The sequence below is a fragment of the Ruegeria sp. BG6 genome, from assembly GCF_056538465.1.
Map to the genome: position 1 here is coordinate 155,172 of NZ_JBQFTB010000002.1, position 23,146 is coordinate 178,317.

Genomic DNA, 23,146 nt, shown 5'->3' on the forward strand with positions numbered 1-23,146 from the left:
AGGCCCTCAATTGCGTTCGACACCTGCTGCCGACGCAATCTTCAATGTGTCGGAAACGATCTTGTTGCCTGTCTTTTCAGGAAAGACGGGTTGGTGTTAGTTAAGCGGGACAGTTACAAGAATCCATAGCTGGACCAAAGATAATGTTGTCCATCCCCCAACTCACTGGAAAAGCACTGAAATTCAGAAGGTTTGTGTCGACACGGTCGAAAAAATCGCGTGTTGAGCAAATCATTGCCATTCAACTTCTCCCAAAAAAATGTACCCGGCACCGTAAATTGTTTTAATCAGGCGCGGATTTTTTGGGTCTTCGCCCAGTTTTGTGCGCAGACGTGAAATTCGCACATCCATCGCCCGGTCGAAACTCTCACCTGCGGCGCCGCCTAAGGTTTCCTGCATCTGCGCCCGACTGATCAACCGTTTCGGGCTTTCCAGAAACAGGCGCAGAACCTCGCCTTCGGCATGGCTGAACGGAGTTTCCGAGCCGGTTCCGTCCACAAGAACATAGCGATCGAAATATGCGGTCCAGCCATTGAAATATGCCACTTCCGACTGGGGAGACTGGGTTCTCGGTGCGCGCAATCTTGCGCGGATTCGGGCGACAACTTCGGCAGGATCGAAAGGTTTGGTGATATAGTCATCAGCCCCAAGTTCCAGCCCGGTGACGCGATCCTGTACCTGCACCCTGCCCGAAATGATAATTACGGCGGCCCCCTGTTCCAGCGCCAGTCGGTGCACCAACGCCAGCCCATCTGTATCCGGAAGCGACAGATCAACAAGGCAGACATCCGGTGTCACCCGTTTCAGCGAGGCTTCGAATTCACGGGCGCGTGAAAAGCTTTGTGTGCGGAATCCGGCCTCTTCCAACGCATCCGTCAATATGCGCCGTATCTCGGGCTCGTCATCAAGGATGGTCACCAATGGTTGATTCATCAGGCGGCCTCGGTTCGGATCAGTGCAGACAATTGTGCCCGGGAGAACGGTTTACGCAACACCGGCGCCAAAGCAAGCGCTTGTCGATGCAGAGGGTCGGAATAGGGCAAGGATGTCATCAGAATACAGGGAAGGCCAGGCTTCAGCCGCTCAAGCAGATCAATCCCGGTGGCCGGTCCATCAAGCCGGATATCGGACAGGACCAGCGCAATATCGTCAATATCCAAGATCAAACGGAGCGCTTCATCAACTGACGTGGCCTCGATCACAGAATAGCCGAGATCAACAAGCAGGTCGCGGAACTGGCAACGCAATTCGTCGTTATCCTCGACAAGCAGGACAAGACCGCCGCGACCAGACGGGGCAGGTCTATAAGGCAATCGCATGACAACGGACGCACCTGATTGCGTGTTGCGCAGATTCAGGTCTCCGCCAGCCAGTTTGACGGTGTCATAAACCATAGGAAGGCCTAACCCCGAACCGTCGCTGCCTTTGGTCGTGAAAAACGGGTTAAGAGCCTTGTCCAAAGCTTCGGGTGAAAACCCGGGCCCAGTGTCGGATACGGTGATTTCGGCCCATATTCTTCCGATCGCATGGGCGCTGATGGTGATCTGACCGGAATTGCCGCATGCGTCACGCGCGTTCAGGACAAGATTGAGCATTGCATCCTGAACCATACCCGGGTCGAGCATCAGCGCCTCGTCCGGCAATGTATTGACCACTGACAGCCCCACCCCCCGCGGCAACGATGGCGACGCAAGAATGCGAAGGTCTTCCAGCAGCCCTCGCATGTCGGTCGCCTTGGGTTGAGGTGTCCGGTTGCCCGTCATATCCGCGATCCGGTTCAGCAATTGTCCGCCACGGCGCGCTGTCTGTTGAGTGGCCGAAACAAGTTCCTGCGCCTCTTCGGGCAGGTCCATTTTGTTCAGCCGCGCCTGCATCCCCAGAATGATCGTCAGCAGGTTTGAAAAATCATGTGCCATGCCGCTGGTCATCTGCGCCGCCATTGCGCGGCGACTGGCCTGTTGCAAGGCGACCCTGGCTTGCGTTTCTTCGGTCACGTCGACCGACATTATGTACACGCCCCCTGCCCCGTCCGGGGTGAAAGAAACGCGGATCCGGCGCGAATCCTGATCCTCGGTAAACTCAAAAACCGAAGTTTCGCCGCCATAGGCACGTTCCAGATAGGGTTCGACCCGTTCAAATGCCGAAGGACCCAGCGCCTCGGAGATGTGCAGACCTGCAATCTCAGACGGTCGGCCCGGCATGACGGAACTCAGGCGGCGGTTTGAGTAGTCGTAAATACCGTCTCGTCTGAGATGAGCGATATGGGCCGGCATCATCTCCGTCGTCAAACGGGTGCGGGCCTCAATCTCGGTCAGTTGGCGCTTTGCCTCTTCCAGTGCCGAGTTGGTTGCGGCCAGCTTTCGGTTTGCGGCTGACAATTCCTCGGCATGGCTCAGCAACTGTCCGGACAATTCCTCGGACCGTGCGCGCAGCAGGTTCTCGGCTCGTTTTGTGCTGGTGATATCTGTATACACTGCGACCCAGCCGCCTTGTGGCAACGGTGCCCCCTCGATCGAGATAACCTGTCCGTTTGGTCGCGCCCGTTCCATGTAATGCGGTTCGAAATTCAGCGCCTGCTCGACGCGGGCCTTCACCATTTCGTCCACATTTCCGTCGTCGCCATATTCCCCACGGCTGGCAAGGAACTGAATGGTGTCGTGAAACAGGGCGCCGGGGCGGACCAGGGTGTCGGGCAGATCGAACATTTCCTGAAAGCGGCGATTGCTGACGACAAGCCGCAATTGGCTGTCGTAAATCGAAAGGGCCTGGCCGATCAGATTCAGACCGGCCATTGTCATTGCTTTCATATGCTGTTCGGTGGTGTCCAAGACAGTTCTCCCCACGGAACAGGCGTAACATCAGAACCCCCGCAGGTGTAGGGGGGAGAGATGCGACAAAAAACAGGCCGGCCCTGCCGCGGGCACTTCGTCGCTATGTATCGCCCTAGTCTGGATAGCGCTCTTTCGATTTGGCACCCTCTGGGGTCAGAGAATAAAGGGAAAGCGTGTGGTCCGCATTGCGCATGCGGTGCCGTAGCATCTGACGCCCAAGCCGGCCCAGATCCGACGCGAATTCCGGATTGTTCGCGACATTCTCAAGCTCACCCTTGCCGGCATGGTCAAAAAGGATCGGAGGCAGATCGGCCGCGAACTCAACCAGCGTGAACCGGTCGTCCCGAAGAATGCTCAGATTCGAGTCGCTGTTGCCGGTTCCCAATTGCTGCTGCCACAGAGTTGGCTTTTCAGGTTCCGAAAAATCAAGCTCACTGAACGAATACCTGCGCCAGTCGTCGGGAACATCACCCCTCAGCAGCGGCACAAGCGAGCGTCCGTCCATCGAGTTCGGAACTGATTTGCCCACCCAGTCAAGAATGGTTGGGGTGACGTCCACAGATTCCGTCGGCACGTCGACAACCGAACCCGCGCGGGCTGAATTCCCCGGCATCCTGATAATCAGAGGCGTATGATAGGCGGCATCAAACACCGTCATTTTGCCCCAGGTATGCCGATCGCCCAGCATCTCGCCATGGTCGGCGGTGATCACCAACAAGGTGTTGTCATATTGCCCGCTTTCCTTCAGGTACTGGATTACACGCCCGACGTGATGATCGACCTCGGTCGCAAGACCCAGATAGACGGACCGCAGGGTTTGAACGTTTTCCTGTGTCGGTTCAATTTGCCCCATGCCCTTTACAAAGCCGGTGGCCGTTTGGGATTGCATCGAAGGGGCAAAAAACGGGTGCAGCGCCGCTTCGGCCTGCTGGTCCGGGAATCCGGCGGGCAGAGGCAACTCGGCAGGATCGTACATGTCATTATACGGCGCAGGTGCGACAAGCGGCGGATGCGGCCGGATATAGGTCAGATGGGCGAACCAGCTCTGTTTGTGGTACGCGGCGATACCATTCAGAAAAACATCAGTCAGAAAGGCGGTGTCACTATCTTCGGCCCGGTACAACGCGGAGTCGTTCAGTTTCGGCGAACTCCCAGTTGGTGATACGGGCTTGTAGACATCCCAGTAATCGTCGAACGAATAGCCCTTTTGCATCAGATGAGATTGCCAGGGAAAAGATTCCTCGAGCCGCATTTCGACCACCTCGTGAAACCCCTGCATCGGGTACTCATAAGACTTGAGCGACGGGTCGTTGGGATCAAACACGCGCGGATCTGCTGACGTGTCGGTGTAGCCGAACAACATGGGCAGATATCCGGCCTTGCGCATCTCGGTCGCGACATTGGGAATGTCGTGGCGCAGTGGCGTTCCGTTGCGGACAGAGCGGTGGTTCATCGCGTACTGACCGGTCAGTATCGAAGCCCGGGACGGGCCGCACGGGTTGGTCACCGAGAAGTGGCGCGTAAAGGTGACCGCATCGCTCATGAACGCGCGCAAATTGGGCAGATCCACATGGTTCGCCAATGCGCCGGTTAGGCAATCTGCACGCAGTTGGTCGATGATTATGAATAAGACGTTTCCTGCCTGTGACATGTCCGCAATCCTGTTTAGCCACGCTTCTGTCTGGCGCGGACTTTGTCTTGGTTCCGGCGCTCGTGCAACACGTTGACAGATTTTTTCAGAGCGAAGCCCATCAAAAACGAAGCCGCGAGAAAAAGGCCGCTTTTCAAGGGGCAGAGCGGACGCTATGGCTCAGACATGACGGATTTGATTTCGCTTTACGAGGCCCGCATTGCCGATGGCAGCCTGATCAGGGATGACGCGCAGGAGGCCGTTCTTCCACAGTTCGAACGTATTCGGGCCTCCCTCGCCGAACCTGTCAAACGCGGTTTCTTCCGCAAAGCCCCCCCCGCCCCCAAAGGCCTTTACCTGTGGGGTGGCGTCGGGCGAGGCAAGTCCATGCTGATGGACATGTTTGTGGATGCGCTGGAGGATATTCCTGCAAGGCGCGTGCACTTCCATGCTTTTATGCAGGAAATTCACGCAGGCATGCACAAGGCCCGAAAGGAAGGGGTCGAGGACGCTCTGGCACCCGTTGCCGACGCAGTTGTCAAGTCTGTCCGGCTGCTGGCCTTTGACGAAATGCAGATCACGGACATAACGGACGCAATGATCGTGGGCCGCCTGTTCGATCTTTTGCATGCAGGCGGGGTGGTCGTGATCACCACGTCGAACAGGCACCCGGATGAGCTGTACAAAAATGGGCTGAACCGGCAGCTGTTTCTGCCATTCATCGCGCATATCAAGGAACAGCTTGAAGTCTGGGAGCTTATCTCGCCCACCGATTATCGTCAGAACCGTCTGGCGGGTGAGCCGGTGTATTTTACGCCGATCGGGCCCGAGGCCCGGCAGAATATCCGGGCGGTGTGGAATGACCTGTCGGGAGGCGCGGCGGAGCCACTGGTGTTGAAGGTGAACGGCCGGGCCGTTGAACTTCCGGCATTTCGCAACGGCGTAGCGAGGGCCAGCTTCTATGATTTGTGCGGACGTATGCTGGGCCCGGCAGACTATCTGGCCATTGCGGAAGCGGTGAAAGTGCTGGTTCTGGAAGACGTGCCGCGACTGTCGCGCAACAACTTCAACGAAGCCAAGCGGTTTGTCACTTTGATTGACGCCCTTTACGAGGCCAGGGTTCGGCTGATCTGTTCGGCGGCCGCCGAGCCCGAGATGTTGTATGTCGAAGGTGAAGGAACGTTTGAATTCGAGCGCACCGCCTCACGCCTGCGGGAAATGCAGGATCAGGACTGGGGGAAATAGGGGGCTCTGCCCCCCTCGCCCCAGCGTGCTCCAAGATTTTCCAAACAGAAAAACAGCTAGCCGTTTTCGCGCAGGATGTTGCCCGCCAGATAGAGCGAGCCACAGATCAGGACACGGGCCTGTGGGTCTTTGTCCGTGATTGCTGTCAGGGCTGCCGCGACGCTTTCCGCTGCTGAAGCTGGCAGGCCGACCCTTGCGGCCGCAGCCGCAGTGTCGTCAGCGCTGAGCGTGTTGGCCTCGCCGGGAATGGATACGGCGGTCAGGCTTTCGGCCTGATTGGCCAGGGGCGCCAGATAACCGGTAACGTCCTTGGTGTTCAGCATGCCGCAGATCATGTGGGTCGGGCGTTTGGGCAGTTTCGCCAGAACGTCGGCCAACGCCACGCCAGCAGCAGCGTTGTGGCCCCCGTCGAGCCACAGTTCAGCGAGCGGAACCTGTTCTGTCAGTGGCCCTGTTTTCAGGCGCTGCATGCGTGCTGGCCATTCGGCTTTGGTCACGGCGGCCTCATAGGCGTCATCGCCCATTTGCAGATGGCGCAGAACCGCCAGCGCTGCGCCCGCGTTCTGAATTTGGTGCGCGCCCAGCAGATTGGGAAGCGGCAGATCGCGCAATCCTGTTTCGTCCTGATAGATCAGGCGTCCGTTTTCTTCGTGTACGTGCCAGTGTTGGCCATGAACAAGTAGTGGCGCACCCAGTCGCGCGGCAGTGTATTCAATGACCTCGAGCGCCTCGTCTTCTTGCGGGCCCACGATACAGGTCACTCCGGCCTTGATGATGCCGGCCTTTTCGGCTGCAATCTTGCCCAATGTGTCGCCAAGGAACTGTTCGTGGTCAATCGAAACCGGCGTGATGACTGTAACCGCAGGCTGTTCCACGACGTTGGTTGCATCCAACCGGCCACCCAGTCCGACTTCAAGGAGCGTATAGTCAGCTTGCGTGCGGGCAAAAGCCAGTAGGGCCGCACAGGTCGTGATTTCGAAATAGGTGATATTCTCACCATTGTTTGCGGCGTAACACTCGTCCAGAACCGCCGTAAGGTCAGGCTCCGAGATCAGCTCTCCCGCCAGTCGGATTCGCTCGTGAAAGCGGGCCAGGTGGGGGGATGTGTATGCGTGAGCTGTCAGCCCGGCTCCTTCGATCCCTGCGCGGATCATGGCCTGCGTCGAGCCTTTGCCGTTGGTTCCGGCGATATGGATAACCGGCGGCAATCGGTTTTGCGGGTGGTCCAGAGCAGCCAGCAGGCGCCACACACGATCCAGAGTCAGATCGATGATCTTGGGATGCAGCGCCATCATCCGATCAAGGATGACGTCGGATGTCGGGGTTTTCATTTCTCGCCTGCGCCCTCGGTCGAAGCTTCGACCGGCGCTTCCTCCGGCTCTGGTGCGGGAAGGTCACCTTTGACGGCTGGCGGCAGGCCCATCAGCATTCGGGTGATGGTGATCAGTTCATCGCGCATTTCGGTGCGTTTTGTAACGCGGTCCAGCATCCCGTGATCCAGAAGGTATTCAGCGCGCTGGAATCCTTCGGGCAGTTTCTCGCGGATGGTCTGTTCGATCACGCGCGGTCCGGCAAAGCAGATCAGCGCATTCGGCTCCGAGATATGCACATCGCCCAGCATTGCATAAGACGCGGTAACGCCGCCGGTGGTCGGGTGGGTCAGCACCACGATATAGGGCAGGTTCGCCTCTTTCAGCATTTCCACAGCGACCGTGGTGCGGGGCATCTGCATGAGGCTCAGGATACCTTCCTGCATTCGCGCGCCACCGGCAGCCGAAAACAGGATCAGCGGTCGTTTGAGTTTCACGGCCTCCCGCGCGGCTGCGATGATGGCGTTGCCGACATACATGCCCATCGATCCGCCCATGAACGAAAAATCCTGCGCGGCAGCTACAACCGGTGTCCGGCCGATTTCACCGCTAACGACAAGCATCGCTTCTTTCTCGCCTGTTTTCTTCTGGGCCGCTTTCATGCGGTCGGGGTATTTCTTTTGATCCCGGAAATGCAGCGGATCGTCCTTCGGCGCGGGGACCTCGACCTCGGTGAAAATACCGCCATCAAACAGATGCTTGAACCGCTCTCGCGGCGTGATTGCCATGTGGTGATCGCATTGCGTGCAGACATTCTGGTTGTCGGCCAGTTCGCGGTGAAACAGCATGGTTCCGCACTCATCGCATTTGTGCCACAGGTTTTCGGGCACTTCCCTGCGCGAGAAGATCGAGTTGATCCGGGGGCGGACGTAGTTTGTGATCCAGTTCATGTCGGAACCTTGCTGATGCGGTTTTGACGTCAAATAAGGCGCTACGTCAGGAAATGCAATCAGCGCCTCAGCGCAAGTCGTGCGGTTAGCCAGCAAACAATCATCATCACGAAATCCACATACAGCCAGTGTCGTATCGCGTCTGTCTGGGACATGTCATAGGGCAGAAGGAACAAGGCAAGACCGCTGAGGTTGTCAGGGATCGAGAAAAACAGCAGCGCCACAACGTTGTTGAAAAAGTGCAACGCAATAGCCGGACCAAGGGTACCCGACCGCGCGGTGAGATCGGCGTTGATCAGGCCAAAGGCGCCGGCCCAGATTGCGATCAGAAGGGCGTTGTCTCCGGATGTGGCCGGCGCGTAGTGACCGGCCGCAAACAACAGGGCAGGCAGACCCATCCAAATCAGGCGCGACCGAAACCGCGCAGCCAGTGATTGCTGAATGTAGCCGCGAAACAGGATTTCCTCGGCGCTGGTTTGTATCAAAACCGCAGTCAGAGACAGCGGCAACAGCAGCAGCCACGTTTCGACAGCCAAATTGGGTTTGAACGGTGCACCCAGATTGTAAGGCGGCAGGATGAAGATCAACGCGGCCAGCAGCACCAATGCCAGAAGTACGCGCCAGAACTGGCGAACGCCAAGACGGCGGGGACCCAGGATGGCATGCAACGGGCGGTTTTGCATCGCCCCGGCGGCCAGTTTGACACCCAATGTGATGAACCCGAAACTCGACAACAGAATCAACAAAGCAGACGGTGTTGCCCCCGCCTGAAAGCCGGAAACCCACCGCGCGGTACCGAGACTGAAAATCACGGAAGACAGGGTGAGGTTCAGGAAAATTGCAACACCACCAACGATCACCAGCCCAACCGTCAGCCGCCACAGCTCCGGTCTGTCACGTGCGTCGCGGACAAGCATCTCATGGGCTGCGTATGCCGAATGTGTCGTGATTTTAGGTTCCACTGGAACTGCCGGTATCGGTGAATATGTCCTCTGGGGTTTGCGCGGCGGCAACACGATTGGACACTGTCATGAGGTAGCCGGCAACGGTTTCAAGAAGTTGTACGGCGACATTAACGTCGCTCTCCACGACGGCGCGCAGCTCTCCGGCGCTGATCCTGAGAAAGGTACAATCCTTTGTTGCAACCAGATCGAATTGTCTGGCGTCTTTGGTGATAATCGAAAGGTCTCCGATCAATCGTCCCGGCTCGATGACCGAGATTACCCGCTTGAGACCCTTGCTGTCGTTCCATTCCAAATTGGCCTGACCGGAAATACACAGGTAGGCCGCGTCAGGTGCCTCGCCGCGGGCAAAGATGGTCTGCCCGGCTGCGGCCTCGTACCATTGTGCGGAAAACGCCAGCAAACGTTGGTTTCTGCCATCTAACTTGGAGAACAACTCGGTCGAGGAGATGATCTTGAGCTTCCGGCTCAGGTCCGCCGTAGCGCCTTCTTCCGCTTCTGTTTGTGTTCTTGAAACACCGTCAATACGGCCGTCCTTGATTTCGACGAACAGATCATACGCTTCGGGGTGGGCAAAATGATCTTCCATGAAGATCATGATTGAATCAGGCAGCAGCTCACGCAGTTTCAGGCGGGTGCGCAGTCGGCTTTCCGAATCGTGGCTGGCCAGCACCTTGTCCAGCACTAGAATGTCGGGGCGTTTGATGCCCGCCCGCGAGAACGCGGCACGCTCCTGAAAAACGGTCGGCAGGTTGTTTCCCCCCAGTCCGGACGGCAGATCGTAAATGATCGCAGCGGCGCGGCGGCGCAGCCCGGCTTCGTTCATAACTTCGGCGACTACATCTTCGATCTCGTCTTTTTTGGCCCCGGCCATGATCGAAATGCGTCCGTAAAGCGCATTCTCGATCACGGTCAGACGCGGAATGTAGAGATCCGGCGACACTGGCAGGAACATCCCCTGCATCGATTCCCGGATTCTTTCTGCCTGCGTCTTTCGAATCGTCAAAATTCTGTTCTTGTACTCGTCCGGGAAATTCGGACCTATCTGTTCGGCTGTAAGTAGGAAGGGCACCGTCATCAGAAGGGCTTTTTCCTTCTGATTGATTGCGGCATCACCCTTGGCTTTGCGACGGTCTTCGATATCCAGCAGGCTGTGGAACATGTCGCGGGACAGGCCAAGGCGCAAAAACAGAGGATGATCCGTGCCATCCCGGCCAAATGCCTGAGTCAGCGTTTCCAGCACGGCACTGGAAATGCTCATGGCGTCATCGTCCAGAGCGTTCGCGCTGAGCATTGCCTGGAACCGATCATCTTCGGCAAGCGTTTCCGGAGAGATATCCTGCGACGGAGACGCGAACAGCAGGTTGCCGCCCAAGGGAACGGCGGGGTTGAACTGTTCCGGGTCGAATCTGAAGACATATCGGTCCAAGCCGCGCTCGCGCAGACGCTCGGCAACGATTCCGCGCAGATCAACAACGTCTTTTGCCAAAGCCGGATGCTGTTCCGGGTCGAACCGGGAGCGTAAAGTACGGCGGAACATGAACTCGTCGATCCCCATCGCCTCGACAAGCTGAAACCACCAGTCGCGAATGTCGTCAGCACTATCCAGCCCGGCCAGGCTGGGGTCGACCCATTCATCCGACAGGGAATCGGGGGGGTTTCCGGCCCGCACGGCCTCGATCTGCCGACGCGAAGGAGCCTTTATCGCGTCCGACTGATGTTGCGGGCGGATCCGCAGGGGCATCAGCAGATTGTCCCCCAGTGTTCCATCGAACAGGTAGGGGCGTGAATAGGCATAACCAATTCGGGCGGCAATCACTGTTTGATGCAGCGAATTGAGATTGTGACCCGCCATAATCACGTCGCCTTGTACCGGTAGCAGCTCTCTTGTCAGCAGTTGAGCTAGCGCACCACGCTCGGCCGCTTGTGGCGACTGTATCGCCACCCGGGCGCCCTTTGGGATTGTCAGGTCGATATCTTCAAGAATGGTCTTGCCGTCATCATCGCGGACCGTCACGTTTCGCAACTCGATGTCACCGGTCAGGTGCGGGATGGTTTCGGGTTCTCCGGAAAACAGTTCCTCGGGGATCATGTTGGCTGGGGCAAAACGCTCTATCACGATTTCCCAACGCAGCGACATGTCCTGCACCTGATTGTAGTAGGTCAGCAGATCCTTCCAAGGGCCACTCAGATCCTTGTAGGCCCCAAGTGCGGCGACCAGTGCGCCCACTGTCACCTCTCCCGTGATCGCAAGATAACCGCCGACCGAGTAGAACAGAAACGGCGTCATCTGAGTGATCAGGTTGTTGAGAAACTTCATGAAAAATTTCTTGTTGTAGATCTTGAAGCGGATCTCGAACAAGATGCCCAGCCGATGGCTGAACTGCGCCAGCCGATAACGCCAGCCGCCATTGGTGCGCAGATCACTGATGCCCGCCGCACTCTCGCCGATTTCAGAGCTTAGATGTCGAACCTGTTGAATTCTGTCCTTGTTCAGCAGGTTGATCTGGCGTTGCAGTTTCGGGATCAGCCAGGCCTGCAATGGGATCAGCGCGACACTGGCCAATCCGAACCAGACGCTTTGCATGAACAGAAATGTGACGATTGTCATCATCTGCCCGAATTGAAACACCGGTTGGGCAATCGCGTCGCCCATCAGCCCGCCCATCGGTTCGGCCTCGGAGGTGATCATCGAAACCAATTCGCCCTGGCTGGTGGTGGCGAAATAGGACTTCGGGAACCGCATCGTTCGCTGGATCAGGGAAAAGCGAAGGCGGCGCAGCATGCGCTCGGCCAGCACGCCCTTCATCGTGTTGATGCGCATCTTCATCAACCCGCTGGCAATCACTGTTGCCAGAAAAGCAAAGCACAGGATCCAAAGGTATTGGATCTGCGTCACAGTGTAGCCCCAGATCGTCACCGTGTTGGTGGGCGCCCCAATTGCATCGTTTATGATCTGTTTGGGCAACTCGAGCGAGGCATAGAGAAAGGGAAACGACAATACAGTCAGCAGCAACAATACAAGCTGCTGTTTCTTTGAGTATTTCCAGATAAACGAAAACAGAGTGGGTTCCATGACCGCCCTTGTCCTGAGAAATTCGGATGTGCGCTGTTTGACGGATGTTCCACTGCGACCCGGTAACAGACGGTAAGCACTGCCCCGGTCTATTGCAAGAACGGGCGCGGCATTGGCAGAAAGGTGCGGTTCTGTCCAGCCCTCTGCTGATCACATTTCCGGAAAATTTAGCGCTGAAATTCTGTAATTCGGGTTTAACCGCCACTTGGTCTTTGACTAAACAGGTACAACTTTGGACGATAGGATCATGGGCAGTTTTCTGGATCGCTATATGCATCGCAAGTCTCTGGGGCATTGGCGCCAAGCCGCAAAGGCTGCGACCGAAACGCCTGAGCCATTGCTGCGCAGGCAACGGGATGAGGCGCGCAAATTGCGGAAACATCTTGACCTGTTGATCCAACAGGCCGACGGGCGGCTGGCCCGGCCACTGATTGGTTCGGTGCAGTTTCCCAAACCGCTTGGCACGGACTGGTCCTGGCGTCCGGATCTATGGCGCGAGCCGCTGTCCAGGCACGGCGTCGCCTCGGCCCCGCGAAAAGCGCCGATGGACCGGCAGGTAACCCTGTTTCATGATTGCGAGCAGTCCGAAATCGGAATGCGCCAGATACGCAATCGCCGTGACAAGGACCTGGCCCCATTCAGCCTTGCGATCGAGGTGTTCGGGTTCACCGGTTCATTTCTTTCTCTGTCGGTCGAGCTGCCACAAGATGCGGTGCAGGACTTGACGCGCCAACACCTGATGCGTGTCGATACGTTGATCGAAGGCGAGCGGAACGGAGAAATTTTCGCACGTCTCAACATTCAGCACGGCCCCAATACAGAACAGGTGTTGCGCAAACTTGACGAAAGCCGAACTTCGAACGCAATGGACTTTGACCTTGCGCATCTGTCTTTCAACGAGAAACGCATAGAAAAGATCTGGCTGGATCTGATCTTTGACGATCCTGGGATGAATCGGATCGTTTTGCGCGATTTGACGTTCTGCCGCCATTTCCGGGCTGACTTGTAAGGTGCTTGCCGCATGACGCTTCCCTCCCTCACATGCACACGGTTCGAAGACGGGCTTTGGCAAGGCCATCTGCAAGCCGAAACAGAACCCAATATCGAAGTGCGCTATCTCGGTGAACCGCTGGAACAGTTCAGCGTTTCACGCGCGGATGGCGGTTGGGATCTGAGTATTCAGTTGCCCATCTCTGCCCTTTCCGAAGGGGTGCACTGTTTTGTGATCGTCGACACCGCAACGACGAACAAGCTGGGCGACATCACGGTGATCGCGGGCACTCCCGCTGCGGATGATCTGAGGGCTGAGGTGGAGCTTTTGCGCGCCGAACTGGACATGCTGAAACGCGCGTTCCGGCGGATCTGCAGCAGCGCGGAATAGGCCGGACGTTCAGCCTGTCATACCGGCTGAACCGTTAAACTGCTGTTTTCCTATCTTTTTTGACCGGCTTGATGCATTATCGGGACATCCGGAGCAACCTGGGTTTCTCAATGGACCGCAGTAGTATCATCAAGGTCATCGCCCTTATGGTGACCGCATTTGGGATCGGGATTGATTTTACCGGCGCGCTGATGCTGATCCCGGCCATCGAAAACAGCTTTGATGCCGACATTACAAGCACCCAGTGGGTGCTCAACATCTACGCTCTGTTTTTCGCCATGACCATGGTCGCCGGCGGACGGCTCGGCGACATGTACGGGCACCGAAAGATCATGATCATCGGTCTTTCGATCTTCCTGTTTTCCTCCATCCTATGCTTTGTCGCCCCCGGTCTGGACTACCTGATCGGAGCACGGGCCCTGCAAGGCATCGGAGCCGGATGTATCTGGCCCTGCACACTGGCCTTCGGCGCCACCAAAGTGTCAAAGCCCGAACATCGGGCCCTGGTTATGGGGCTGATCCTTGCGGGTGTAACCAGCGGCAATGTCTTCGGCCCGATGATCAGCGGCTTTGCCGTCAACCTTGGTGACTGGCGATTGTTCTTTCTGGCCAACGTCGTGTTTTCCTGCATTTCGATGGCGACAGCCCTGTTCTTGATGGAACGTGAGACTAAACACAAACAGGGCGAACACATCGATTTTGCCGGGATGGGCATCCTGTCGTTTGCGGTCTTGCTGCTGCTGTACGCCCTGGATGTCGGTGCGGATTGGGGCTGGACTTCGGTTCCGCTGCTTCTTCTGTTTTTTGTCAGCGCAGTCCTGTTTCTTTTGTTCCCACGTGTCGAAAAACGCGTAAAGGAACCTTTGCTGCTGCCTCAGTTGATGCAGAATCGAGAGTTTTTGATCACGCTGGGCCTGAATATGTTCAATGTGTCTGCCGCCTTTGTGGGTTTGCTGTATTTCCCGCAATACATGCAGAAAGTTCTGGGCTGGAGCGTGTTTCAATCGGCGCTCGGGCTGGCGCCTCTGACTGTGTTGCTTGCGGTCGGATCCATTGTTTCAGGAACGCTGTACAACGATTTCGGACCAAAACGGCTGATGTTTTGGGGCTACCTGATCGCGACAATTGGCGCAGTAACTGTTGTCGTCTTGCCGCAGGGTCTTGGCTATTTCCAAATTCTGCCAGGCATGGCCTTCATCGGATTGGGGGCGACGCTGACTGTCGGGCCGTCGGGAACGGCGGCAGTCTGCGCGGTAAAGCCCGAACGGGCGGGTCTCGTCGGCGGGCTGAGCTTCATGACCCACCTGGTCTACGGGGCCATTGCCGTCGCCTGCGCCACGGCAATCATGTATGTCACAAGCCTTGCCAGCCTGCGCGACAAACTGACAGCGGCCGGTGTCACACTGTCTGATGCTGAACTTCAGGCAATCAATGGCGGAACGCTGACCACCAAATCTGCTCAGGCAGTCATGCAGAAGCTCAGTGAAAGTGAAGTTGCGACAGTCAAAACCGCAATAGCCGGAGCATTCGATACCGGCATGAACATGGCATTTGTCTTTGCAGCGATTTCCGTGTCCGTCGGGATCGTACTTGCGCTGATGCTGGATGAAAGCAAGCTGCACAAAATCGAAAGCTGATCGCGACCGATCAAAGATCTGTTCCCGAAATTGGGGCCGCCGCAATCGGCGGCCCGATTTGTATGTTACTGCGAAGGCCCGTTGGGGTCGAAGGCCGACAGGCCTTTCAGGATATCGATGGCATAGGCCAACTGATAGTCCTTTTCCCGCAACTCAGCAGTCGCTTCGGCACGGGCCCGGTCTTCTTCGATCTGGCGAACTTCATCCTCGCTCAGGCTGTCGTTGTTCAGGCTGCCGCGCAGGTCGGCCTCGGACCGGGTGCGTGCATTGCCTTCTTCCTCTTCGGGTTCTGGGGCTGGGCGCGGTTGCTCGACGATGATGTCGGGGCTGACGCCAAGCGCCTGAATCGAGCGGCCAGAAGGCGTATAATAGCGTGATGTGGTTAGACGCATTGCACCGTCGCCGCGCAATGGCATGACTGTCTGGACCGAACCCTTGCCAAAGCTCTTGGTGCCAACAACAATCGCACGGCGATGATCCTGAAGCGCCCCCGCCACAATTTCCGAGGCCGAGGCTGACCCACCGTTGATCAGAACCACGATCGGCTTGCCTTCGGTCAGATCGCCAGCAGTTGCATTGAACCTTTCGCCTTCGCCCGGATCGCGGCCGCGGGTCGAAACGATTTCCCCTTCATTCAAAAAGGCGTCTGACACCTTGATCGCCTGTGTCAGCAAGCCGCCCGGATTGTTCCGCAAATCCAGCACTACGCCATTGACCTTTTCGATCCCTCCGGCTTCTTCAATCTGCTCTTTCAATCCGGCTTCCAGATTGGGGTAGGTCTGATCATTGAATGTGGTCACACGCAGAACGACGCTGGTGCCTTCGGTCCGTGCACGTACGGCGGTCAACTTGATGGTGTCGCGGATAATGGTGACGTCAAACGGTTCCTGCTCGCCTTCGCGCACCACCGTGATCACGATCTCCGAGCCGACCGGCCCGCGCATCAGATCCACCGCCTTGTCCAGCGTCAGGCCCAGAATGCTTTCACCATCAACGTGGGTGATGAAGTCGCCGGCTTCGATTCCCGCCTCGTCCGCGGGGGTATCATCGATGGGTGAGACGACTTTGACGAAGCCTTCTTCTTGTGTGACCTCAATCCCCAGCCCGCCGAATTCACCGCGTGTCTGCACGCGCATCTGTTCGGCGTCGTCAGGCGACAGGTAGCTGGAATGCGGATCCAGTGAGGTCAGCATTCCGTCAATGGCTGCCTCGATCAGCTCCTCCGGCTCGACTTCTTCGACATATTGGGCGCGGATACGTTCGAAAATGTCCCCGAACAGATCCAATTGCTCATACACGCTGGCCTTGCTTTCGGCCTCTTGCGCCAGCAAAGGTCCGGCAATCTGAGTGGTTGCGATAATGCCTGCCACAGTTCCGGCCAGACCGGCCATCACAAATCTCTTCATGTTTGTTTATCCATCCTTGTTGGTCCGAAACCACGATTCCGGGTCCACCGGGCTATTATCCTGTCTTACCTCTATATAGAGCGTTTCTGACCGGTCAGTTCCAGTGCCATCACTTGTAGTTGACAAAATAGCGCCGATTTCCGGCGTTTCACCTGGCATTAGGCCCACCGGCGTTCCTTCGGTGATCACTTCTCCGGGTGTACCGAAGACCTCTTGCAACCCGGAAAAGACAAAAAGCAATCCGGGCTGGGGTTCCAGGATCATCAGGTTGCCAAGGTCCAGCAGCGGCCCGCGATACCGGATCGTCGCTGCGGTGGGTGTCGTGACCAGCGCGCGCGGCCGGGTGCCCAGCACGATACCGGGGCGCTTCACCCCGGCAGCGTCCGTTTCCCCTGAACTGTGCAGCAGAACACCCTGAACGGGCAAAGCAAGGTTTCCTTTTCTGTTCGAAATATCGGCGTCGGTTTCGGCAATACCGCCTTCCGATATTTCGGCCAGACCGCTGGCAAACCCATCCAGTGTTTCCGTCGAGGAGATCAGGATCGCCGTGCTGATAGGGTCTTCGACAAACCGGCGCGGCAGGTCCGTTCGATCGGCAATGGCCTCGCTAAGCTTGGTTCTGGCATTCTGCACTCCGGTCAGACCCTTGGTCAGGGTTTCGGCGGCGTTTTTCTGCAGTTGGCGTAGTGTCCGGACCTCGTGCAAGTCCTGAGCAAGCGCCTGCGCACGTGCATTCAGGCCGGGCGTGACTTCGGCCAGCATCATGCCGGTACGCGCGGCCCCCAAAGGACCGGACGGATGCAGGATCAGTACGGGCGGCGTCGTTGTTTCGATGGTTTGCAACACGCCTAGCAATTGCGCGATTTCTTTTTCCCGCGCGCGCAGTTCTTCTGTCAGCTGCACCTCTCGGGTGGCGGCCTTGCGCAAGCCGTCGCGCATGGCGCTTAGGCCGGCTTCATAAGCCTGCACCGTTTCGGTCAGGGCGCGCACCCGATCCCGGGCGCTGTCGGCTTCGGCCAGCGCAATCGAGGCCTCTTCCAGCATTTGCGCTGCCTCCAGCGCTGCCGCCGACGGGTCCGTCTGGGCGTTAACAGGCGAGGCCAGCAAGACCGAAAGAAGCGCGGCCCGCACTGTCATGACAGAAGGCTCTGGCCGGTCATTTCCGCAGGTTGATCCAGCCCCATCAGCGCTAAAAGCGTTGGCGCCAGGTCCGACAACCGGCCATCGCGCAACTTGGCACCAGCGGGTCCACCGACCAGCGCGACCGGCACCCGGTTCAATGTATGAGCGGTATGTGGTCCACCGGTTTCAGGGTCGACCATGACTTCGCAATTCCCGTGATCGGCTGTCACGATCATGGCTCCGCCTGCTTTGTCCAGCGCGGCAACCACCTGCGCCAGACCTTGATCAACGGCTTCGCAGGCCTTTATCGCGGCGTTCAGATCGCCTGTGTGCCCGACCATATCCGGGTTGGCGTAATTGGTGACGATCAGATCATACCCGGCTTCGATGGCCTCGACGAATTTGGCCGTGACCTCGGCTGACGACATCTCGGGCTGAAGATCATAGGTCGCCACCTTGGGCGATTTCGGCATGAAACGATCTTCGCCAACCTCGGGCGTTTCCTTGCCTCCGTTCAGAAAGAACGTCACATGAGGATATTTTTCGGTTTCCGCCAAGCGGAACTGCCGCAACCCCTGTTTGGCAACCCATTCCCCCAGCGTGTTGACGATGGCGCGTTTCGGGAAAACGGTGGTCATGTAGGCGTTGTGCCCGTCGGAGTATTCAACCATTCCCAGCAAAGCTGACAGGGCCGGGCGCGGTCCGGTGTCAAAATCGTCGAATCCCGGCTCGCCAATGGCGCGCAGTATTTCCCGCGCACGGTCGGCGCGGAAATTCAGGCAGAAAATACCATCGCCATCGCGGACACTTGTGTAGCCGCTCAGAACCGTGGGTGTGATGAATTCATCCGTTTCGGATTGGTTATACGCATGGTCCACAGCACCATGTGCGGTGGCTGCGGTACGCCCCTGCCCCTTGATGATCGCCTCATAGGCTTCTGCAACGCGTTCCCAGCGATTGTCGCGGTCCATGGCATAATACCGTCCGCTGACAGTCACGATCCGTGCGCCATCTGGCAGGCGCTTTTCCAGTTCGGCCAAGAACCCAAATGCGGATTTTGGCGCAACGTCCCGACCGTCTGTGATGGCGTGCAGGGCGACAGGTACACCTGCGTCTGTCACGGCCTTGGCCGCAGCAACGATGTGATCAACATGGCCATGCACTCCGCCATCCGAAGCGATACCAATCAAGTGCGCCGTTCCGCCCGAGGCCTTTACCTTACCGATGAAGGCCTGAAGGGCATTGTTATCAAAGAAACTGCCGTCTTCGATCGACAGATCAATCTGTCCCAGATCCATGGCAACCACTCGCCCGGCCCCAATGTTCGTGTGCCCGACCTCAGAATTTCCCATCTGCCCGCTGGGCAGACCCACATCCGGCCCATGTGTAATCAACGTCGCATGGGGACCGCGTTCCATGATCGCGTCAAATGTCGGCGTTTTCGCCAGATAAGGTGCGTTGGCCTGCGTGTCTTCGGACAATCCCCAGCCATCTAGGATGCACAGGACGACGGGTTTGGGGGCGGCCATGAAGTTTCTCCGGAAAACTGCTTTGACAGTCTTCTACCCGCTGCCCATCCGGGCGTGAACCGTCTTTGCGGTGTGTGAAGCAGAATTAATCGGCCCCATCGTCACTTTGGCGCGAAACCCGCGTTTTCAATCCTTCAGATAATCCTTGTAAGGATGTGCCTTGCGGTTGCGGTATTTGACCGTCAGTTCCAGCGGAGTGTCGTTTTCGTCGTAAATACCGATCATGATCCCTGTGCCCCCGCTTCGGCTGCGCATTCCGATCAACTGCTCTTCAGACCGGGTTGTGCGCTGTGACGGGCGACGCGCCCAGGCAAACAGGTGATGATACATCTGGGCGATGACGTCTGAATGGTCCGCACTGTCACCCAGATCGACCAGTTCTTCGGGATCGTTTTCAAGATCGAACAGGATCGGCCTATGTCCACCTTCGCAATGGACAAGTTTCCATTTCTCGTTGGCGACCATGAACATCACGGCATCGCGTACAGATGCGTTCAGCTTTTGGGCTATGGGAGAAGCGGAATAATCGTATTCACAGACTGCGACACTGCGGGGCGTTTTGTCGGCTTGCCCGCGAAGGATGGGCAGCAGGGAATGCCCTTCCAGGATATGCCCGGCCTTTTCGCCGCCCGCCACCTCAAGAAAGGTTGGTGCCAGATCAATCGCCTCGACCAGCGCGTCGCAGTTGGTGCCTCGCGTGGCGTCCGCCTGAGAGGAAGGGTCGTAGATGATCAGCGGCATCTTGGTCGAGGCGTCGTGGAAGAAGGTCTTTTCCCCCATCCAGTGATCGCCCAGAAAATCCCCATGGTCCGAGGTCAGCACGATCATCGTGTCGTCCATCCGACCGGTTTCCTCCATCCAGTCGAACAACCGCCCCATCTGGTCATCCGCCTGTTTGATCAGCCCCATATAGGCCGGGATCACAGCATCGCGGACCTCCTGACGCGAGAAGGCCTGCCCAACTTTCGTGTCCATAAAGGCCCGGAGCACTGGATGCGCATTTTCGCGCTCGGATTCTGACCGGACCACAGGCAGCACATGTTCGGGTCCATACATCGAGGCATAGGGCTCCGGCACTACGTAAGGCCAGTGCGGCTTGATGTAGCTGAGGTGACAGCACCACGGCCCGTCATGACTTTCCAGGAACTCAATGCCGCGCGTTGTCAGGTATGGCGTTTCACTGTCTTCTTCCGCGATATTTGCCGTCTCGGATGAGTTTTTGAGGAACCAGCCTGACAATACGTTGCCGTCGGCATCCAAGCCGGAATTGGCAAAGTCATGCCAGGGATTGTCGCTGTCGTATCCTTTGTCCCGGAGATATTGGTTGTATTTCTTTGCCCCGTCCGGATCATAGAACCCGTCCGGTCCTTCAGCGCGCAACCCGTCATCGCGTTCGAAGACGTCAAAGCCGCATTCCGCGACGCGAGCGCCAATGACGCTGTCGGGTTCCAGTCCCAGGCGCGCCATCCCTTCGGCATCGGCAGCCATATGAGTCTTGCCGACCAGCCAGCACCCCATCCCCGCTTTGCGCAGGTGATCGCCCAATGTGATTTCACCAACTTTCAGGGGAATGTTGTTCCATGAGGCACCATGGGAATGCACATAGCGCCCAGTATAGGTCGACATGCGCGAACTTCCGCAGATCGGGGACTGAATATAGGCGCGATCAAACCGGACACCGCGTGCGGCCAGTTTGTCGATATTCGGGGTATGCAGGTGTGGATGTCCGTAACAGCTGAGGTAGTCCCAGCGTAGCTGGTCGAACATGATGAACAGGATATTTTTGGCTTCGGCCAATGCAATGCCCCCCTTTGATCCGGGACCTGCTTAGCTATTTCCTGCCCAAGAGCGAAGTCCAAACTTCAATCAGGCTTGCCGTTCCATCTGTTCGAGCATTTTTTTGGCGCGTTTGCACTGCAACTGGTCCAGCAGCGGGCTATTGGGGTCGACGTCCTTTTTGCACACAACGCATTTGTCCGCGCCCGAGATTGCATTCAGGCCGCCGCAGCTGCCTTTGATCGTCTTGCCCATCAGCATGACGCCCAGCGACATCCCGACCATGATGATCAGCAGTAGTACGAAGGCCAGAATAAATGTGCTCATCTCAGGTCCTGCCTGTCAGTTGGTGCCCAAAGCGTCTTTGAACGCGGTACTGTGAACAGTAATAAAGGCATCTTCGCCGCCTGTCACATCCCGAGAGATGAAGAACACGGCAAGTTTATGCTTTTCGGCCAGTTCCAGCCCCTTCTCCTGCCCCAGCGCCAGCATTGCCGTCGCCCACGCATCCGCCATCATCGCATTTTCGGCCAGTACGGTGACCGAGGTGGTGCGATGTGTGATTGGTCGTCCGGTCGTGGGATCGATGATATGGGAATATCGCACACCTTCCTGTTCGAAGAAGTTCTTGTAATCGCCCGAGGTCGCCATGCCCAGATCGTTCAGTGACACGATCAGTTGCAGGTTTTGCCCGCCCGCTTCGGGTTTTTCGACCCCGATGCGCCAGACCTCACCCTTGTCATTTTCGCCTTTGGTAACAAGATCGCCACCGATCTCGACCATGTAGTTCTCGATCCCCGCCTCGCTTAGGGTTTCGGCCACCGCGTCAATCCCATAGCCTTTGGCGATAGCCGACAGGTTGATGCCCACTGCCGGATCGGATTTGGCCAGCGTTCCGGCGTCACGGTCCAAGGTCAGCAGCCGGGATTGCCCGACACCTTCAAGAGCGGCTTGAATCTCAGCATCCGACGGCACCGGATCCTCGGGCTTGCGCGGGCCAAACCCCCACAATTCGATCAGCGGGCCCAGAGTCACGTCAAAGGTTCCGCCGGATTTTTCATGCACATCGTCAGCGGCGGACAAAACCAGAGCGAACTCGTCCGAGACCGGAACGGGCGAAGTGTCGGTCGAAGCTGAAAATGTCGAAACCTCTGAGTTGGGATCCCAGTTTGACATCTTGGCGTTCACTGCGGCCAGTGTTTCCTGCACGGCTGCGGCCAGGGCTTCCTCATCCACATCTTCGCCAATGGCGGTGATGTTGAATGTTGTTCCCATGGTTTCGCCCGACAGACGGACCACTTCGGGTTCCTTGTCAAACAAACAGCCGGAAACAAACAGAACTAAAGCCAGAACAGGCAGATGGCGCATCGGGGAACTCCCTGGAAAACCTAGCCGGGCATATGCCAGTGCCCCATTACAGAGTCAAATCGACATCACAGTTTCAGCGGCAGAAAACCCAGCACCAGCAATCCGACGCCGGCAGGTACACCAAACAGCCAGGCCCGTTTTTGCCATCCGGCCTGTTGCTGTTTCCACGCCATTCGGAAATTGTGACCACACACCACGACGGCGAAAAAGATCAGCGCAGCCAGCGGCGGTGTCAGATAAAGGTCTGTCAACGGGTCGGGATTCCTTGTTTGTCAGCAATTTTCCGGGATCAGGGCATTTGCACCCTATACAGGTCGGTTCGCTGCGGTAAGGTGAAAAGACAGCCATCTCGGATAAAAGAGGAGATTGCCCATGGCCCCAAGCTCTTATCAGCCCCCCACACGCGGCGACAAGTCTGGTTCTGCGACCTATAGCCAGTCAGCGGATTCAAACCTGTCGCATACGCAAACGACCGTGGCCAAGCTGCTTGAGGGTAAAGGTGATGCGGTGTTTGCGGTGCGCCCCGCCGATACGATTCATTCGGTAGTGGAACTGCTGAAGGAAAAAAGAATCGGCGCAGTGGTCGTGACCGATCAGAACGGAACCCTGCAAGGCATTCTGTCAGAACGCGATATCGTACGGCGCATGGCGGATACCCCCGGTCAGACTCTGCCACAGTCGGTCGAAGATCTAATGACCAAGGATGTCAAAACCTGTTCGCCCGAAGACCTGCTGAACGATGTTCTGAAGACAATGACCGATGGACGTTTCCGCCACATGCCGGTTCTGAGTGATGGCCACCTGCGCGGTGTCATCACGATTGGCGACGTTGTTCACTTCCGTCTCAAGGAACTGGAATACGAAGCGCTGCGCATGAAGCAGATGATCGTCGGTTGACCAAGTGACCTTCCGGGTTGCGGGCC

The 23,146-nt window shown here is 57.3% G+C and carries 19 protein-coding genes; 5 read left to right on the plus strand and 14 right to left on the minus strand.

Features of this window, described 5'->3' with window-relative positions; translation table 11 throughout:
* Positions 1–231 precede the first annotated feature (231 nt).
* The 3 genes from ACR0JW_RS05655 to ACR0JW_RS05665 all read right to left on the minus strand — a co-directional run bounded on the left by ACR0JW_RS05655 (position 232) and on the right by ACR0JW_RS05665 (position 4,482).
* The gene (locus ACR0JW_RS05655) at positions 232–933 is read right to left on the minus strand and encodes a response regulator transcription factor (protein WP_170678833.1); all 702 of its coding nucleotides are present in this window, start codon (positions 931–933) and stop codon (positions 232–234) included.
* Complete coding sequence (locus tag ACR0JW_RS05660; RefSeq protein WP_480713738.1) at positions 933–2,798, minus strand: PAS-domain containing protein; 1,866 nt, start codon at positions 2,796–2,798, stop codon at positions 933–935. Before ACR0JW_RS05660 ends, ACR0JW_RS05655 begins: the two co-directional genes overlap by 1 nt.
* A 145-nt stretch (positions 2,799–2,943) precedes the next feature.
* The gene (locus tag ACR0JW_RS05665; protein ID WP_170678837.1) at positions 2,944–4,482 is read right to left on the minus strand and encodes an alkaline phosphatase family protein; all 1,539 of its coding nucleotides are present in this window, start codon (positions 4,480–4,482) and stop codon (positions 2,944–2,946) included.
* A gap of 165 nt (positions 4,483–4,647) precedes the next feature.
* On the opposite strand from ACR0JW_RS05665, the gene zapE reads away from it, so the two are divergent.
* Positions 4,648–5,706 (plus strand): cell division protein ZapE, encoded by a 1,059-nt coding sequence (gene zapE / locus ACR0JW_RS05670; protein WP_170678839.1) that lies wholly within the window; start codon positions 4,648–4,650, stop codon positions 5,704–5,706.
* Positions 5,707–5,762: 56 nt separating this feature from the next.
* Here zapE and ACR0JW_RS05675 read toward each other — a convergent pair whose 3' ends face one another.
* Genes ACR0JW_RS05675 through ACR0JW_RS05690 form a run of 4 tightly spaced genes read right to left on the minus strand, consistent with a single transcriptional unit; the run spans position 5,763 to position 12,004 of the window.
* Entirely contained in the window at positions 5,763–7,037 is a 1,275-nt protein-coding gene (locus tag ACR0JW_RS05675) for a bifunctional folylpolyglutamate synthase/dihydrofolate synthase (protein ID WP_480713673.1), read from the minus strand.
* Complete coding sequence (accD, locus tag ACR0JW_RS05680; RefSeq protein ID WP_170678843.1) at positions 7,034–7,966, minus strand: acetyl-CoA carboxylase, carboxyltransferase subunit beta; 933 nt, start codon at positions 7,964–7,966, stop codon at positions 7,034–7,036. The genes ACR0JW_RS05675 and accD overlap by 4 nt, the downstream gene beginning before the upstream one ends.
* A 59-nt stretch (positions 7,967–8,025) precedes the next feature.
* Positions 8,026–8,928 carry a CPBP family intramembrane glutamic endopeptidase gene (locus ACR0JW_RS05685; RefSeq protein WP_480713674.1) on the minus strand — a complete coding sequence of 301 codons (903 nt, stop codon included), beginning with the start codon at positions 8,926–8,928 and terminating at the stop codon, positions 8,026–8,028.
* Positions 8,918–12,004: an ABC transporter transmembrane domain-containing protein gene (locus tag ACR0JW_RS05690; RefSeq protein WP_480713675.1), complete on the minus strand. Its 3,087-nt coding sequence runs from the start codon at positions 12,002–12,004 to the stop codon at positions 8,918–8,920. Before ACR0JW_RS05690 ends, ACR0JW_RS05685 begins: the two co-directional genes overlap by 11 nt.
* Before the next feature lie 247 nt (positions 12,005–12,251).
* Here ACR0JW_RS05690 and ACR0JW_RS05695 point away from each other — a divergent pair, with 247 nt between their 5' ends.
* From ACR0JW_RS05695 to ACR0JW_RS05705, 3 genes are all read left to right on the plus strand, one after another.
* Positions 12,252–13,013, plus strand: a complete 762-nt coding sequence (locus ACR0JW_RS05695; protein ID WP_170678846.1) for a DUF6478 family protein — start codon at positions 12,252–12,254, stop codon at positions 13,011–13,013.
* A gap of 12 nt (positions 13,014–13,025) precedes the next feature.
* Positions 13,026–13,385 (plus strand): hypothetical protein, encoded by a 360-nt coding sequence (locus ACR0JW_RS05700; RefSeq protein WP_480713676.1) that lies wholly within the window; start codon positions 13,026–13,028, stop codon positions 13,383–13,385.
* A gap of 110 nt (positions 13,386–13,495) precedes the next feature.
* On the plus strand, positions 13,496–15,022 hold the full coding sequence (locus ACR0JW_RS05705) for an MFS transporter (RefSeq protein ID WP_170619329.1): 1,527 nt from the start codon (positions 13,496–13,498) through the stop codon (positions 15,020–15,022).
* A 65-nt stretch (positions 15,023–15,087) separates the two neighbouring features.
* On the opposite strand, the gene ACR0JW_RS05710 is transcribed toward ACR0JW_RS05705, so the two are convergent.
* From ACR0JW_RS05710 to ACR0JW_RS05740, 7 genes are all read right to left on the minus strand, one after another.
* Positions 15,088–16,428: a S41 family peptidase gene (locus tag ACR0JW_RS05710; RefSeq protein ID WP_170678848.1), complete on the minus strand. Its 1,341-nt coding sequence runs from the start codon at positions 16,426–16,428 to the stop codon at positions 15,088–15,090.
* A gap of 6 nt (positions 16,429–16,434) precedes the next feature.
* Positions 16,435–17,565, minus strand: coding sequence for a peptidase M23 (locus tag ACR0JW_RS05715; protein WP_170678849.1), 1,131 nt, complete (start codon positions 17,563–17,565; stop codon positions 16,435–16,437).
* Positions 17,562–19,079 (minus strand): 2,3-bisphosphoglycerate-independent phosphoglycerate mutase, encoded by a 1,518-nt coding sequence (gpmI, locus tag ACR0JW_RS05720; protein WP_170825196.1) that lies wholly within the window; start codon positions 19,077–19,079, stop codon positions 17,562–17,564. Before gpmI ends, ACR0JW_RS05715 begins: the two co-directional genes overlap by 4 nt.
* 126 nt (positions 19,080–19,205) lie before the next feature.
* Positions 19,206–20,876, minus strand: coding sequence for a sulfatase-like hydrolase/transferase (locus tag ACR0JW_RS05725; protein ID WP_480713677.1), 1,671 nt, complete (start codon positions 20,874–20,876; stop codon positions 19,206–19,208).
* Positions 20,877–20,945: 69 nt separating this feature from the next.
* Entirely contained in the window at positions 20,946–21,182 is a 237-nt protein-coding gene (gene nqrM / locus ACR0JW_RS05730) for a (Na+)-NQR maturation NqrM (RefSeq protein WP_170678852.1), read from the minus strand.
* Between the two features lie 15 nt (positions 21,183–21,197).
* Complete coding sequence (locus ACR0JW_RS05735) at positions 21,198–22,223, minus strand: FAD:protein FMN transferase (protein ID WP_170678853.1); 1,026 nt, start codon at positions 22,221–22,223, stop codon at positions 21,198–21,200.
* A gap of 65 nt (positions 22,224–22,288) precedes the next feature.
* Positions 22,289–22,474: a hypothetical protein gene (locus ACR0JW_RS05740; protein ID WP_170678855.1), complete on the minus strand. Its 186-nt coding sequence runs from the start codon at positions 22,472–22,474 to the stop codon at positions 22,289–22,291.
* A 121-nt stretch (positions 22,475–22,595) separates the two neighbouring features.
* On the opposite strand from ACR0JW_RS05740, the gene ACR0JW_RS05745 reads away from it, so the two are divergent.
* On the plus strand, positions 22,596–23,120 hold the full coding sequence (locus ACR0JW_RS05745) for a CBS domain-containing protein (protein ID WP_170614089.1): 525 nt from the start codon (positions 22,596–22,598) through the stop codon (positions 23,118–23,120).
* Positions 23,121–23,146: the final 26 nt, after the last annotated feature.

What these genes read in the sequence shown, in the direction of transcription:
- ACR0JW_RS05655 (WP_170678833.1), bottom strand. Translation starts at nt 933, where the DNA reads ATGAATCAACCATTGGTGACCATCCTTGATGACGAGCCCGAGATACGG.
- ACR0JW_RS05660 (WP_480713738.1), bottom strand. Translation starts at nt 2,798, where the DNA reads ATGACAATGGCCGGTCTGAATCTGATCGGCCAGGCCCTTTCGATTTAC.
- ACR0JW_RS05665 (WP_170678837.1), bottom strand. Translation starts at nt 4,482, where the DNA reads ATGTCACAGGCAGGAAACGTCTTATTCATAATCATCGACCAACTGCGT.
- zapE (WP_170678839.1), top strand. Translation starts at nt 4,648, where the DNA reads ATGACGGATTTGATTTCGCTTTACGAGGCCCGCATTGCCGATGGCAGC.
- ACR0JW_RS05675 (WP_480713673.1), bottom strand. Translation starts at nt 7,037, where the DNA reads ATGAAAACCCCGACATCCGACGTCATCCTTGATCGGATGATGGCGCTG.
- accD (WP_170678843.1), bottom strand. Translation starts at nt 7,966, where the DNA reads ATGAACTGGATCACAAACTACGTCCGCCCCCGGATCAACTCGATCTTC.
- ACR0JW_RS05690 (WP_480713675.1), bottom strand. Translation starts at nt 12,004, where the DNA reads ATGGAACCCACTCTGTTTTCGTTTATCTGGAAATACTCAAAGAAACAG.
- ACR0JW_RS05695 (WP_170678846.1), top strand. Translation starts at nt 12,252, where the DNA reads ATGGGCAGTTTTCTGGATCGCTATATGCATCGCAAGTCTCTGGGGCAT.
- ACR0JW_RS05700 (WP_480713676.1), top strand. Translation starts at nt 13,026, where the DNA reads ATGACGCTTCCCTCCCTCACATGCACACGGTTCGAAGACGGGCTTTGG.
- ACR0JW_RS05705 (WP_170619329.1), top strand. Translation starts at nt 13,496, where the DNA reads ATGGACCGCAGTAGTATCATCAAGGTCATCGCCCTTATGGTGACCGCA.
- ACR0JW_RS05710 (WP_170678848.1), bottom strand. Translation starts at nt 16,428, where the DNA reads ATGAAGAGATTTGTGATGGCCGGTCTGGCCGGAACTGTGGCAGGCATT.
- ACR0JW_RS05715 (WP_170678849.1), bottom strand. Translation starts at nt 17,565, where the DNA reads ATGACAGTGCGGGCCGCGCTTCTTTCGGTCTTGCTGGCCTCGCCTGTT.
- gpmI (WP_170825196.1), bottom strand. Translation starts at nt 19,079, where the DNA reads ATGGCCGCCCCCAAACCCGTCGTCCTGTGCATCCTAGATGGCTGGGGA.
- nqrM (WP_170678852.1), bottom strand. Translation starts at nt 21,182, where the DNA reads ATGAGCACATTTATTCTGGCCTTCGTACTACTGCTGATCATCATGGTC.
- ACR0JW_RS05735 (WP_170678853.1), bottom strand. Translation starts at nt 22,223, where the DNA reads ATGCGCCATCTGCCTGTTCTGGCTTTAGTTCTGTTTGTTTCCGGCTGT.
- ACR0JW_RS05745 (WP_170614089.1), top strand. Translation starts at nt 22,596, where the DNA reads ATGGCCCCAAGCTCTTATCAGCCCCCCACACGCGGCGACAAGTCTGGT.